Origin of the sequence: Reyranella sp. (assembly GCF_036558665.1) — a bacterium.
Lineage (GTDB): Bacteria > Pseudomonadota > Alphaproteobacteria > Reyranellales > Reyranellaceae > Reyranella.
In genome coordinates this window covers 1-12,855 of sequence record NZ_DATBFE010000099.1, presented here as the reverse complement: position 1 = coordinate 12,855, position 12,855 = coordinate 1, and the positions used below count along the sequence as shown (strand labels likewise).

General features: G+C 64.3%; 14 protein-coding genes and 1 pseudogene. 5 read left to right on the top strand and 10 right to left on the bottom strand.

Going from position 1 to position 12,855, the window contains the following annotated elements; translation table 11 throughout:
• Positions 1 to 4: 4 nt before the first annotated feature.
• Positions 5 to 1,039 (bottom strand): ABC transporter substrate-binding protein, encoded by a 1,035-nt coding sequence (locus VH499_RS16170; protein WP_332053774.1) that lies wholly within the window; start codon positions 1,037 to 1,039, stop codon positions 5 to 7.
• 121 nt (positions 1,040 to 1,160) lie between these two features.
• On the opposite strand from VH499_RS16170, the gene VH499_RS16165 reads away from it, so the two are divergent.
• The 3 genes from VH499_RS16165 (at position 1,161) to VH499_RS16155 (ending at position 4,374) form a co-directional block, all read left to right on the top strand.
• Positions 1,161 to 2,114: a LysR family transcriptional regulator gene (locus tag VH499_RS16165; protein WP_332053773.1), complete on the top strand. Its 954-nt coding sequence runs from the start codon at positions 1,161 to 1,163 to the stop codon at positions 2,112 to 2,114.
• Between the two features lie 2 nt (positions 2,115 to 2,116).
• Positions 2,117 to 3,397, top strand: a complete 1,281-nt coding sequence (locus VH499_RS16160) for an amidohydrolase family protein (RefSeq protein ID WP_332053772.1) — start codon at positions 2,117 to 2,119, stop codon at positions 3,395 to 3,397.
• A gap of 113 nt (positions 3,398 to 3,510) precedes the next feature.
• Positions 3,511 to 4,374: a nitrilase-related carbon-nitrogen hydrolase gene (locus tag VH499_RS16155; RefSeq protein WP_332053771.1), complete on the top strand. Its 864-nt coding sequence runs from the start codon at positions 3,511 to 3,513 to the stop codon at positions 4,372 to 4,374.
• Positions 4,375 to 4,515: 141 nt separating this feature from the next.
• On the opposite strand, the gene VH499_RS16150 is transcribed toward VH499_RS16155, so the two are convergent.
• The 5 genes from VH499_RS16150 to VH499_RS16130 form a co-directional block, all read right to left on the bottom strand.
• Entirely contained in the window at positions 4,516 to 5,013 is a 498-nt protein-coding gene (locus VH499_RS16150) for a universal stress protein (RefSeq protein ID WP_332053770.1), read from the bottom strand.
• Between the two features lie 526 nt (positions 5,014 to 5,539).
• Entirely contained in the window at positions 5,540 to 6,523 is a 984-nt protein-coding gene (locus VH499_RS16145) for a zinc-dependent alcohol dehydrogenase family protein (RefSeq protein WP_332053769.1), read from the bottom strand.
• A gap of 48 nt (positions 6,524 to 6,571) precedes the next feature.
• Positions 6,572 to 7,267 carry a CBS domain-containing protein gene (locus VH499_RS16140; RefSeq protein ID WP_332053768.1) on the bottom strand — a complete coding sequence of 232 codons (696 nt, stop codon included), beginning with the start codon at positions 7,265 to 7,267 and terminating at the stop codon, positions 6,572 to 6,574.
• A 28-nt stretch (positions 7,268 to 7,295) separates the two neighbouring features.
• Positions 7,296 to 7,991 carry a helix-turn-helix domain-containing protein gene (locus VH499_RS16135; RefSeq protein WP_332053767.1) on the bottom strand — a complete coding sequence of 232 codons (696 nt, stop codon included), beginning with the start codon at positions 7,989 to 7,991 and terminating at the stop codon, positions 7,296 to 7,298.
• A 91-nt stretch (positions 7,992 to 8,082) separates the two neighbouring features.
• Positions 8,083 to 9,153: an ABC transporter transmembrane domain-containing protein gene (locus VH499_RS16130; RefSeq protein ID WP_332053766.1), complete on the bottom strand. Its 1,071-nt coding sequence runs from the start codon at positions 9,151 to 9,153 to the stop codon at positions 8,083 to 8,085.
• A gap of 139 nt (positions 9,154 to 9,292) precedes the next feature.
• On the opposite strand from VH499_RS16130, the gene VH499_RS16125 reads away from it, so the two are divergent.
• Positions 9,293 to 9,445 carry a hypothetical protein gene (locus VH499_RS16125; protein ID WP_332053765.1) on the top strand — a complete coding sequence of 51 codons (153 nt, stop codon included), beginning with the start codon at positions 9,293 to 9,295 and terminating at the stop codon, positions 9,443 to 9,445.
• A gap of 190 nt (positions 9,446 to 9,635) precedes the next feature.
• Positions 9,636 to 9,950 (top strand): c-type cytochrome, encoded by a 315-nt coding sequence (locus tag VH499_RS16120; RefSeq protein ID WP_332053764.1) that lies wholly within the window; start codon positions 9,636 to 9,638, stop codon positions 9,948 to 9,950.
• Between the two features lie 104 nt (positions 9,951 to 10,054).
• Here VH499_RS16120 and fixJ read toward each other — a convergent pair whose 3' ends face one another.
• The 4 genes and pseudogenes from fixJ to VH499_RS16100 all read right to left on the bottom strand — a co-directional run.
• Positions 10,055 to 10,663, bottom strand: coding sequence for a response regulator FixJ (gene fixJ, locus VH499_RS16115; protein WP_332053763.1), 609 nt, complete (start codon positions 10,661 to 10,663; stop codon positions 10,055 to 10,057).
• Entirely contained in the window at positions 10,653 to 12,212 is a 1,560-nt protein-coding gene (locus tag VH499_RS16110; protein ID WP_332053762.1) for a PAS domain S-box protein, read from the bottom strand. The genes fixJ and VH499_RS16110 overlap by 11 nt, the downstream gene beginning before the upstream one ends.
• An 84-nt stretch (positions 12,213 to 12,296) precedes the next feature.
• The gene (locus VH499_RS16105) at positions 12,297 to 12,518 is read right to left on the bottom strand and encodes a hypothetical protein (RefSeq protein ID WP_332053761.1); all 222 of its coding nucleotides are present in this window, start codon (positions 12,516 to 12,518) and stop codon (positions 12,297 to 12,299) included.
• 14 nt (positions 12,519 to 12,532) lie between these two features.
• Positions 12,533 to 12,855 (bottom strand): annotated as a pseudogene (locus tag VH499_RS16100) (coproporphyrinogen III oxidase); the annotation flags it as partial.

Here is a 12,855-nt window from a genome sequence, read left to right as displayed (position 1 = left end):
CTTCTCAGCCGACCTTGGCGCGCTGCGCCTTGGTGGCGTCGAGGATTCTGGTGGTGATGACGTCGTCGAGCTTGGGTGCACCGGCGGAGAACTGCTTCAGATCGTCGTAGAGATTGATTTGCTCCTGCCACACCGCCGGATCGAAAGCCCCCCAGCCGTTGGCGTGGGTGTTGGCGTTGAAGGCGAACTTCAGCAGCTCCTTGGTGCCCTCGACCTCGTCGTCGTGCTTCAGGTTGGGATACTCCTTGATCAGGAAATCCACGGCCTTCTCGGGATTGTTGAGGGCGTACTCCCAGCCACGCGAAGCGGCACGGGTATAGGCCGCGAGCATGTCCGCTTTTTTCTCGATCGTGTCCTTGGTCGCGTAGTACGGCAGTGCGTAGAGACGAACGCCTGCGTCCCACAGGCGAAGATCGATACGGTCGGGACCGAGCGGCTTCAGCGTCGTGGTGTTGGTGATCCAGCCGCTCACGACATCGGTCTGGCCGGTCAGGATCGGCGTCATCTCCGAGCCGATGATCACGATCTCCAGGTCCTTCTCCGCGATGTTGTGCTTCTTCATCAGCGCGTTCAGAAGCACCTTGGCAGTCGCCTGAATGCCGACCTTCTTGCCGATCAGGTCACGGGGCGCGCGCACCGGCTTCTTGGGCAGCGAGAAATAGGCATAGGGGTGTTGCTGCAGGCCGGTTGCGAAGCACATGACCGGAATCTTCTGCGACGCCGCCAGCATCAGCGAGGGGCTGGACGAGACCTGGCCGATCTCGTGGCGGCCCGACGCGACAATCGCCACGCCGTCGATGCTCGGGCCGCCCGGCTGGATGGCGAGATTGAGCTTTTCCTCCTCGAAGTAGCCGAGGTGCTTGGCGGCGACTTCACCAACCTGGTTGTTGCCGGCCAGCCAGCCGAGCTGGAGATTGACGGTCTGGGTCTTGGCCTGGGCGAAGCCTCCGGCCGGGAGGAGCCCGGCGGCGGCGAAGCCGGTGGCGGCGGCTCCCGACTTGAGCAGCGCGCGGCGGCGGATTCTGGTGAGCTGGCGCATGACGGCCTCCCTTCAATTTCCGGTTTTTCCCCGAACGGTATTGACGCAGGGTGCTCTAGAAAAGAACATTAATTCGCGCAGTGCGCTGCCGTTTCGGCATCACCGCGCGGAGGACCAGACCGTGCATGCTGCAGTGCTGCGCTATTTCGATCATGTCGCGCGTCACGGCTCGATCCGCAGGGCAGCGGATGCGCTTTCCGTCGCCTCCTCCGCCGTGAACCGCCAGATCCTGCGTCTCGAGGAGGAGATGGGCGTGCCACTGTTCGAGCGCGGCCGCAGCGGCGTGCGCCCGACGGCGGCCGGCGAACTGCTGCTGCGTCACGTCCGCGAGACCCAGAACGAATATCAACGCACCCGGGCGGAGATTGCGAGCCTCGGCGGCGCGGTGAGCGGCGACGTGCGCATCATCTCGCTGGAATCGCTTCTCGTCCGGTTTCTGCCGCAGGTCGTGCAGGAGATGTCGGCCAGGCATCCCAAAATCACCTATACCGTGCTCGCCGTGCATCCCGGCGAGATCGGTGAGGCCCTGCGTTCCGGCGACAACGATTTCGGCGTCCTGTTCGTCGACAACCGTCATCGCGGCGTCGACGTAGTGGCCGAGTTTCCGACGGCGGTCGGTGCCCTCATGCGGCCCGACCATCCGTTCGCCAGGCGCAAGACGCTGACCCTCACCGAATGCGTTGGCTATCCTGTGGTCATGCTGCAGGACCGCTGGTTGCTCGACGCCATCATGGCCACGGAGTTCGCCGACTCGGGCGCCTCCCTCACTCCGCGCATCGTCTCCAACTCGATCGAGTTCATGCGCCAGACGATCAAGTCCGGGCTCGGCATCGGCTTTTTCACGCCCGTCGGATTCATCGAGGAGATCCGGCGGGGCGAGCTGGTGCATGTGCCCCTGGCCGAGCCCGGCCTGGCGCAAAGCCGCATCGGCATTCTCGTACCACGCTATCGCCGCCTTGCACCGCCGGCGCGCCTCACGATCGACCATATCAGCGAACGGCTTCGTGCCTTCGGCGATTTCCTGGCGGCCCCGCCGCGGCCCCCGCGTCGCGTACGGACAGGTCGGAGACGCTGAGAATGGCTATCGTGCTCGCAGGCGGGGCGGTGTTGACGGTCAACACCGCCGACGATTTCCTGCCGGCCGCCGACGTTCGCATCGACGGGGCGCAGATCGTCGGCATCGGCGCCGCCAACAGCCTCGCTCGTCCGGGCGATCAGGTCATCGACTGCAGCGAGGCTTTGGTGGCGCCGGGTCTGGTCAACGTCCATACGCATGCCGCCACGGCCTTCTTTCGTGGCCTCGCCGACGATCGACCGCGTGCCTTCTGGGCAGGCTATTCCGTTCCCGGGCAGGAGACCTTTACGCTCGAGCACTACAAGACATCGGTGCGCGCAGCCTGTGCGGAGTTCCTGTTGAACGGTGTCACCTGCATCGCCGACCGGCTGGGCGAGATGCAGCATATCGCGCCGGTCATCGCCGAAACCGGCATCCGTGCCATCGTTGGCCATACCATCACCGACCATCGTGCACCGGCGGATTGGTCCACGGTCGAAGGGCTGCTCGAGCGCTTTGGCACCGATCCTGCCGCGCGCATTTCCGCCGGCATCGCGCCGCATGCCCTTGATACCTGCTCCGATGCGCTCCTGAAGGAGTGTGCCCGGCGCGCCGAGCGGACGGGCGCGCGGGTCTTCATCCACGTGGCGCAAAGCGAGTCCGAGGTCGCCGCGATCCACGCACGCGGGCACGCCGGCGCCCTTGCGTGTCTCGCCGCCACCGGTCTCGCGGCCTCGAATACGGTAGCTGCGCACGCACTCTATCTCTCGGCAGCGGAACTCGACGCGTGGCCCGACTATGGCATTCCCATCGCACACTGCCCTGCCAGCAACCTCAAGATCGAGGGGCGGACACTGCCCCTGGCTCGTCTGGTCGATCGCGTGCCGATTGGCCTCGGCACCGACTGGACCGTCACCAACAACAGCATGGACCTGTTGGCCGAGGCGCGCCTGGCGGCGCTTGTCGGCAAGATGCAGGCCGATGATCCGACGGTGCTCGGTGTCCGCCGGATGGTGCGCATGCTGACGATCGACGGCGCCCGGGTTCTTGGGATCGATGCGCTTGCCGGCAGCCTCGAGGCCGGCAAGCGCGCCGACCTTGCCATCTTTGACCTGACGCGATTGGAGACCACACCTGCGCACGATCTCGCCTCCAACCTGATCTACTCAATCAGTCCCAGAGCGGTGCGCGACGTCATGGTCGACGGTCAGCTTCTGGTGCGCAGCGGCAAGCTCGTGCGCGACGACGAAGCGGCGCTTGCCTGGAAGCATCGCGCGCTCGGTCGGGGTTCCAGCATGACGTAGTCGGGTCACTGGTCGTGCCCCGCGGCCGGAAGCGCTCGCGGCCGTCACAGTTTGCTCTGCCGCGCGACGGCCTGCTGCGCTACCCTGCGCGGGCTGACATGCGGAGTTGATCCATGGGGATTGTAAAGGGCGGCCTGATCCAGATGGCACTCAAGGGCGACACGACGATGGCGCCGGAAGAGATCCGCGAGCGCATGGTCGCAGCACACGTGCCGCTGATCGAGGATGCCGGTCGCAGGGGCGTCCAGGTCCTGTGCTTGCAGGAGGTTTTCACCCAGCCCTATTTCTGTCCGAGCCAGGATGCCAAGTGGTATGGCGCCGTCGAGCGCATTCCGGAGGGCCCGACCACCAGGCTGATGCAGGAGCTGGCCAGGAAGCACTCCATGGTGATCGTGGTGCCGGTCTACGAGGAAGACATGACCGGCGTCTATTACAACACCGCCGCGGTGATCGACGCCGACGGCAAGTATCTCGGCAAGTACCGCAAGAACCACATCCCGCAGGTCGCGGGCTTCTACGAGAAGTTCTTTTTCAAACCGGGCAACCTGGGCTATCCGGTGTTCCAGACGGCCTACTGCAAGCTCGGTGTCTATATCTGCTACGACCGCCATTTCCCCGAAGGATGGCGGGCATTGGCCTTGAACGGCGCCGAATATATCGTCAATCCCTCCGCCACCGTGGCAGGCCTCAGCCAGTATCTCTGGGAGCTCGAGCAACCGGCGGCGGCCGTCGCCAACGGCTGCTACATCGGCGCCGTCAACCGCGTCGGGACGGAACAGCCATGGAGCATCGGACGCTTCTATGGCTCCGCCTATTTCGTCAATCCGCGGGGCAAGATCATCGCCAAGGCGAGCGAAGACAAGGACGAGCTGCTGGTTGCCGACATGGACTGGGACATGGTGCGCGAAGTGCGCAACCTCTGGCAATTCTATCGCGACCGCCGACCGGAGACCTATGCCAACCTGGCCCAGATCTAGCCCTTCGGTCCGTCCTCGCGATATCGTCGATCGGACCTCGAGCTCCAGCGCGAGCCTGTCAACGTCCCGGATTTTGCCTGTGACCACGATTGCGGTCTTCAACGGGCGCCGAGCGACCGGATTGTGCGCAGGACAATCGCCCTAGTGGGACAGGAAGAGTGTGGTGGGAGGTTGCGTCAGCATGCTCTTCGTCGCTCCGCCCAGGATGAACTCCCTCAATCTCGAGCGGCCGTAAGCGCCCATGACAAGCAGGTCGGCCTGGCTTGCCGTGACCTCGTCGGCGAGCACCTTGCCGATCGATCGATGCGCGGCATCCGGCTCCTTCACCGTCACGTTGACGCCGTGCAGCGCCAGATGTTCGGCAAGCTCCGAGCCGGATCTCATTGACCCGATGGGCTTCTCGCCGAGCACTGTCAGGACATGAACACGCTTTGCCGCCTGCAGGATCGGCATGGCGTCCGCGATGGCTCTCGATGCTGCACGGCCCTTGTCCCAAGCGACCATCACAGTGTCGAAAGCAACCGGACCGGCACCTTTGCGATCCTGCGGCAGGACAAGGACAGGATGGCCCGAATCAAATATCATGGTTTCCGCGTACCACTGCGCGTCCAGCTGCGACACGTAGGCGCCTTCCGGCATTGGCAGGATCGCCAGATCGCGAAGCCTGGCATGGTCGACCAGGCAGCGAGGTACATCGGATGGTCGGCACGTTTCGAGTATCCGCTTGCAGGTGACACCGTGCCTGCTCATCGCTTCCTCGAACTCCGCGAGCAGCCTTTGCGCGTCGTCCGCGCTCTTCCTGCCCTCTTCGGCGACAAGCGCCGAAGCATCGAAGACGGCATTGCCCAAGATGTTGCCCGGGACGTGGGGTTTGATTCCACAAGCTATGACCGAGACGCGCGATTTGAACGCGAGCGCCGTGAGGGCCGCATGTTCCACTGCCGAGGCCGGCGTCCTTGCCGGATAGGCCCTGAGCACGACGAGAACGTCTCGAAACGACATTTGCTTCTCCCACCGGCCGGATGGCTCACGGACCGGTCGTCACATGACTATGCGGGCACAAAGCTCCGATCGTGCGCTCAGAGCCTTGATGCACGTCAACGTCCGACCAAATCGAGGCGCTCCTCTATGGGCCAGCTGCCGTTCTGAACGTGGATTTGAGCCGCTAAGGAACCAGGACAGCCGCGCCCTGCAGGCGACCGGCCCGCAAGTCGTCGAGCGCTTCGTTGGCACGCTCCAGCGGATAGACCGTCGTGGTCGTTTCCACGCCCGCCCGAGGCGCCAGCTCGAGGAATTCGACGGCATCATGGCGCGTGAGATTGGCGACCGAGACAAGCTGCCTCTCCTCCCACAGGAGCCGGTAGGGCATGGACGGGATGTCACTCATGTGAATGCCGCCGCAGACCACCCGGCCGCCCTTGCGGACGGCCGCGAGCGCCGCCGGCGCGAGCGCCCCGACCGGCGCGAAGATGATCGCGCAATCGAGCAGGTCGGGCGGCTTCTGGTCGGAACCGCCAGCCCAAAGGGCACCGAGGCCGCGCGCATGGTCCTGGGCGGCCTTGTCGCCTGGCCTCGTGAAGGCATAGACCTCGCGGCCTTGCCAGCGACAGACCTGAGCCACGATATGGGCGGCGGCGCCGAAGCCGTAGAGACCGATCCGGCGGCCCTCGCCGGCGATGCGCAGCGACCGCCAGCCGATCAGACCGGCGCACATCAAGGGCGCGGCCGCCACGGGATCGCTGAAACCGTCGAGCGCGAAGGCGTAGGCGGCATCGGCCACGACATGGCTGGCAAAACCGCCGTCCCGCGTGTAGCCGGTGAAGACCGGCCGGTCGCAAAGGTTCTCCTGCCCCGCACGACAATAGCCGCAGCAGCCGCAGGTGTGACCGAGCCAGGGGATGCCGACCCGCGTGCCGGGCCGATGGCGCGCCTCGCCCTCACCCACGCTTTCGACGATGCCGACAATCTCGTGGCCCGGCACGATCGGCACCCTGGGGTCGGCCAGTTCGCCGTCGACGACGTGGAGATCGGTGCGGCAAACGGCGCAGGCCTCTACACGTACTCTGATCTCGCCCGCTGCGGGCACCGGATCTGCGCGCTGCCGGAGCTCGAGCGGCTTGCCGATCGCCGTGAGAACCATCGCCTTCATGCGCGAACCCCGACCCGTTGCCGTCGAGACCGGCCCTTCGGCCGCATATCACACTCCCATGCTTACCGATGCTGGCACGATCCGCATGTGATTCCTGACTAATTTTACACCAGGCACGTTCTCGGCAGCTACACGATAGGCCTGGCGAACAGCGTCGCTTGACACGAAGCCCCACAGATGAACGACACCCGCGCTCACCACGACGTTGGTCGGCCAAGTCGAGGCCCAAGGCTTCTTTTCGACGGCATGCAGGACGTCGCTGCGCAGCCGCGCGTCGGTCGATCGAAGCTCGTCGCTTTCGGGCTCGCGGGACATCAGCGCCTGCAGCAGATTGGCACGGCTCACAATACCGACCATGAAGCCATCCCGTACCACCGGTACCCGCTTTATGCCGTGCTTCGACATGAGCTCGGCAACCTCCGCCAAGTTGGCCTCCTCTTCGACGGTTACAACAGCCTTGGTCATCACGTCGCTTACATGACGCGAGTGCGAGCGCACATAGCGGGCGGCTCTCGTGGCGTCGTCGGCAAGCAGGCGCTGCAGCCACGACTTGTGCGGCGTGGTCCCGATCTCGGCACGCCGAATGAGGTCTGCCTCGCTCACGATGCCGATGACGCGGCCGCTGTCGTCGACCACGGGGACAGCGCTTATATGCTGACCCGTAAGGATTTCCGCGGCATCGAAGACCGTCGCGTCTGCCAGCACCGACATGACGCCGCCGGACATCACATCCTTCGCGCGCATGGCCCCCTCCTCCAGCAGTCTGCGCCGCTCACCCGTTGAGAGCCTGCAGCGCGGCCTTGTCGCTGATGACGATGGTGCGCCCCGTGGCCGCGAGCTTGATGAGACCGTCGCGTACCATCTGGCTCAGGGTGCGGGACACCGTCTCGATGGTCAGCCCCAGATGGTCGGCGATGTCGGTACGCTGCATCGGAAGTTCCACCGAGCCGCCCTGGGCGAGCCGGCCCGACATGTCGAGCAGAAATGTCGCCATCTTCTCCAGTGCGGTCTTGCGGCCGAGCAGCACCATGTGCTCCTGCGCCCGCTCAAGACTCTCGATCATCGAGCTCATAACATGATCGCCGAACGCCGGATTATCGTGCATCAGGCTTGCAAGCCGGCTGCGCCGGAACGCCAGTACCACCGTGTCCTCCACTGCCTCGGCGGTGAAGCGATGCTCGGACCCGCTCTCCAGCCCGAAGATATCACCCGCCAACTGGAAGGCCTCGATCTGCCGGCGGCCGTCGCTCAGCAGCTTGCACACCCGCACCGTGCCCGACACCACCTTGTAAAAGAAGTCCGCGGCCTCACCCTCCGCGAACAACTCCTCACCTTTGGTGAAGTTTCGTCTTGCCCCGCTTCGCGACACCTCGTCCAACGGCCGGTCAGCCAGGGCGCGCTGGGCCAGCAGACCCACCGGCGGGCGATGGGCGGAAAAGCGAACGGCGGGGATTGCGCTGGCAGTCATCGGTCTCTCTCCCTGAGATGGAAGCATGTCGATGACTTTTCACTATCGCCGCTTACCTGCCCCCGCCATTCAGGTATTGACCTAAGGGATTCTACGTAGGCGCTTCGTTTGCTGCGAGCGCCCGTCTGGTCGACGTTACGTCAGGCATGAGGTTTGCCGGCCGAGCGCCGCTCAACCAATTCGCTGCCTCGGCAAACAGCCGGTACTTGACGCGCACGACCGAAAGTTCGCGCGCCCAGTCGACGAGGTCGCCCCACGGATCGTTGAGCTTGCCGAGACCGCCCACGACCGCCACTACCGTGCCGACCTCGATTCGGCCCTGCAGCACGAGCCAGCCGCCGATGCAAAGCGCGACCGCCACCGACATGTGATGCATCAGGTTCATCAACAGGTTCATGACGTACTTCAGCCGGTAGATGCCCATGTTGAGGGCGAAGATGCTCTGGATCCCGAAGGCTTCGACTTCCGCGCCGGTCTCGGCATTACCCTCCGCAATCGTCCCGCTGATCTCGCGTTTGGTCAAAATGCGCCTTCGCGCGCGCCGATTGATGTTCCTCTGGAACAACGGCACAAACACCACCTGGGGAACGAAGAAGGCAAGCCCTACCAGGGCGAGCGACGGCTGCAGGGCCAGCATGTAGCCCACGACGCTGAGGAGGACGCCGCCCTGGAGCAGCGGCTGCGAGACACTGAGCGCAGTGAAGCCGCCGATCGGTTCGGCCTCTTCGAGGATCATCGCGATCTCGACACCGGCGTCGATCGGCGACGGCGGAGCCACCGCGTCGTCGATGTCGGTTTCGGCGATCGTGCGCCGCAAGGACCGTACCGTACTCTCGGCTACCCATCCTCGGTAGATATTAAGCAGCATCTTGAGGACCTGGTCTGTGACAGCTACGCCGGCGTAGCCGACCGCCAGCCATAAGACGTTGTCGAAACGGCCTCTTTCGGTGAGATCGTTGACGATGCGTCGCTGCAGCTCCAACGGCACTGCACTGAGAAGAAAGACGCCAATCGACAACAGCGCCAGGGCCGCCTGATGCCTGCCGGTGGCTTGCAACACGAATCCCATGATCGACCACGGCAGCCTTCTCTTCCCGGGCGGCGCCTGCAGTCTGTCGTAAAGGTGCACTTCCAGCCCTTCAATCTCGAGGTCGAACCTCAAGGCTTCCAATAGCCGCGTGCGAGAAGATGCGACTTGATCTGGCGCAAGACTCGAGGCCCGTGCACCTCACCGCCTTGAGGCAGATCAAAGACCCGCCGGCTGACGGGAAACATCCTTCCAGGACTTGAAGGAGGTCCCGGTGACAACCAACGAATTCTACTACCTCATTCTGGTGTGCGGCGCGTTCATGGCGCTCGGTATCGGTCTTGCGATCGCCACGATCCGCTATTGGCGGTCGTACCCCGACGTGACGCGAGCCGAGCAGCCCGCCACCAAAGAACACCTGCGTTAAGCCGATGCCGCACCATCACCTTGCTGACGAGGATGTGGGAAAGGGACGACATCGGCCGTTGCGGAAAGTGCAGCATCGGCCGGGCGCCGCGCATGACCCTTTGGCGCCGTGCCGGCCAATCCGGCTGCGAGTTGCGGCCCAGGTTCCTTCACGCGGACCGCCAACTCCCTGTCGGCAGCGCCCGATCCCGATGGCGCGCATGTTGAGACGGCTTGCCTTCGTCGCTGCCCTGATGCCAGGCGTCGCGTTGGCGCAGGACGTGGACCATGGCAAGCTGTTGGCGGCACGGTGGTGCGCGAACTGCCATATCGTGACCCGCGGGGCCACCACCGGCCGGGCGGACGGGCTGCCTACCCTTCCCGCCATCGCCGACGATCCAGCCACCACGAAGGCTTCGCTGCGTCGTGCCATGACGGCCTCTCATGGGCGGATGCCGAATTTTTCCCTGACCACCCGCGAGCAGGACGATCTCATCGCATATATCCTGAGCCTGCGCCGGACATGACGGTCGCTGATGGCCGTGCCGCAGTGAAAGGCCTGGCGGTCTTTCCGCACCTTCCGACGGAGTATCTATGTTTGATCCAGCGCAAGCGGTCGGCCCGCAGCCATCTATCGTGCGTCGATGAGTACCATGCGGACCAGGGCGGAGAGGCTGGCCGCCTGCATCTTTGTCATGACATTGGCACGATAGATCTCGACTGTCCGGGCGCTGATGCCGAGATCGAAGGCCATGACCTTGTTGGACTTGCCGGCGACCAGGCCATCCAGGACCTGTCTTTCCCTTTCGGAAAGGAGCTTGAGGCGGTTCCGGACTTCCGCCGACTTCGAGCCGCTTTCCCGCTCGTCACGGCGGCGCGCAAGCGCCAGCCTGATCGCGGCGAGCAACACTTCATCGTCAAAGGGCTTTTCGATGAAATCGACGGCGCCTGCCTTCATTGCCTCGACAGCCAGTGCAACGTCGCCGTGGCCGGTCATCACGATGACGGGGATCGTGTTTCCCGCAGCGCGCAGCCGCCGCTGGAGTTCGAGGCCATCGATCCCGGGCATGCGCACGTCGGTGACGATGCATCCGTCTTCCGCGTCGGCTGCGGCTTTCAGGAATGCGACAGCCGAGTCGTGGACGCGCACGGGGAGTCCCGCCGTACTGAGCAGGAAGGCCAGTGACTGGCGGACATCCGGGTCATCGTCGACGACGTGAACGACCTCGTTATTCGACAACGTTCTGCTCCTCCTCGTGACCGTCGCGCAGGGTGAACAGGAAGACGGTTCCGCCTCCTGGCCCTTGCTCGACCCAGATCTTGCCACCATGCGCCTCGACGATGGTCCGGCAAATCGACAGGCCCAGCCCCATTCCCTTCTGCTTGGTCGTCACGAACGGCTGAAAGAGACGCTCGGCAACGTCCGGCGCAAGACCGATGCCGGTATCAGCCACACTGATCTGGACGGTCGAATCGACCCTGGCCGTGGTCTCGATCCTGAGTTCCCGCCGGCCCTCCCACTCGACCAGAACATCGATCGCGTTGCGGATCAAATTGACGAGCACTTGCTGGATCTGGATCCGGTCAGCCACCACCAGATCCGCCTTCGGGTCGAGGTGGAAAGAGACCGCAATGCCGTTCTCCTTCGCCCCGATCAGAGCGAGGGTGCTCGCATCCTCGATCAACTTGGGCAGGCTTTCGATTCGCCGCTCGGTGTCGCCCCGGGCCACGAACTCGCGCAGACGGCGGATGATCTGGCCCGCGCGAAGAGCCTGGTCCGCCGCCCTTCCCAGCGCATCGCGCAGCATCTGCTTCGACTCGCCGTCGCTTCTTTCCAGCAATCTCTGACTTCCGCGCAGATAATTGTTGATCGCCGTCAGGGGCTGGTTGATCTCGTGCGCCAGGGTCGACGCCATCTCGCCGAGCGCGGTGAACCGAGACATGTGAGCCACCTCGGACTGCAGGCCCTTGAGACGGTTCTCCGTGACTTGCTGATCGGTGAGATCGCGGATGAAGCCGGTAAAGAAGTGCTTCTTGGCGGTGCGCAGTTCGCCGACGGTGAGATGCATGGGGAAGGTCGTGCCGTCCCGGCGCTGGCCGACGACAATGCGTCCGATGCCGATGATGTGCCGCTCGCCCGTCTTGAGGTAGCGCTCGAGATAGCCGTCATGTTGCTCCCGTTGGGGCGAAGGCATGAACATCGAGACGTTCTTGCCGACGACGTCATCGATCGTATAGCCGAACAAACGTTCGGCCGTGGTGCTGATCGACTCGACGAGGCCCCGCTCGTCGATCACGATCATCGCGTCGGGCACCGTTTGCAAGATCGACTGCAGGAGAGCCTCGGCCTCTTCGAGCAAGGATGGCATGTCGGAAAGCGGGCGCACGGTGCGCTCCGAATGGGACGGCTCCACGATGCTGTGGAGGATCCATCGCACCTCGCCGCCGATCACAACGGGTGAATTGATCATCTCAAACTGACATTCCTCCCGCCGCCCGTCGGCGGCCGAGACGAGGACTTTCTCCATGCCCGTCCGATGGGGCTGACGCATCAGTGCGGCCGTGTTGATGGACGCGGCAAGACGCTCCAGTCCCGGGCTGTCGGCAAGCACCTGGCGCATGTTTTTGCCCACCAGCTCCCCACGCGCGCGGTTGAGAACCTTGAGGTAAGAGTCGCTCACGGCGAGAATGTCCAGCGCCGGCGAGAGCAACGACTCGGCATGGCTCGAGGCGGCAACGAGCGCCGACAGCACCGGCGGGACGAGAGTGGACGAAGCCGTCGAATTCATCCATCTATGCCTTTCCCGCTCACCATATCACGGAGACAGGGAGCGTGGAGACGAACGGTGGGCGGGCAGGCGATCGCGTAGATCCTAGGGGCGAATGAAGGTCAGAGGCGCTTCATCGTCGAGATTGTCGGCGGCGGCCATCAACTCGTTGGCAATATCCTCGTTGGACCGTTCGCGCTTGAACAACCTGATGGCCTCGGAGAGCAAGCAGCGCGCCACGACGTCGCTGGCGATCGAATGAGCGGCCGCCTCATCGAGCGCCGCCTCTACATGCCGTGCGACCAGGGCGTGACTGCCTTTCGCCATGATATTTCTCTTGTTCAGACGCCTCGGGAATGGCGACCTTCGCCGCCCGCATAGTGACGGTCAAAGGCCGCGCAGACGAAACGGACCAGCGGCAGGCCGAGCTCGGTGACGGTCAACCGACCGCCGTCCCAGATCACCAGCCCGTCCCTTTCCAGCGCCGGCAGCCCGTCGATCGAGGCGACAAAAGCCTTGCCGTCGGTCCGAGCGCGATCGCATACGGCGGAAATATCCGCGCCGTGGTTGCACATCAACTGGCCGATGATTTCCGCCCGCAGGCGGTCGTCATCGGTCAGGGCGATGCCGCGCGCCGTGGCAAATCCATGGGAAATCCGCCCCA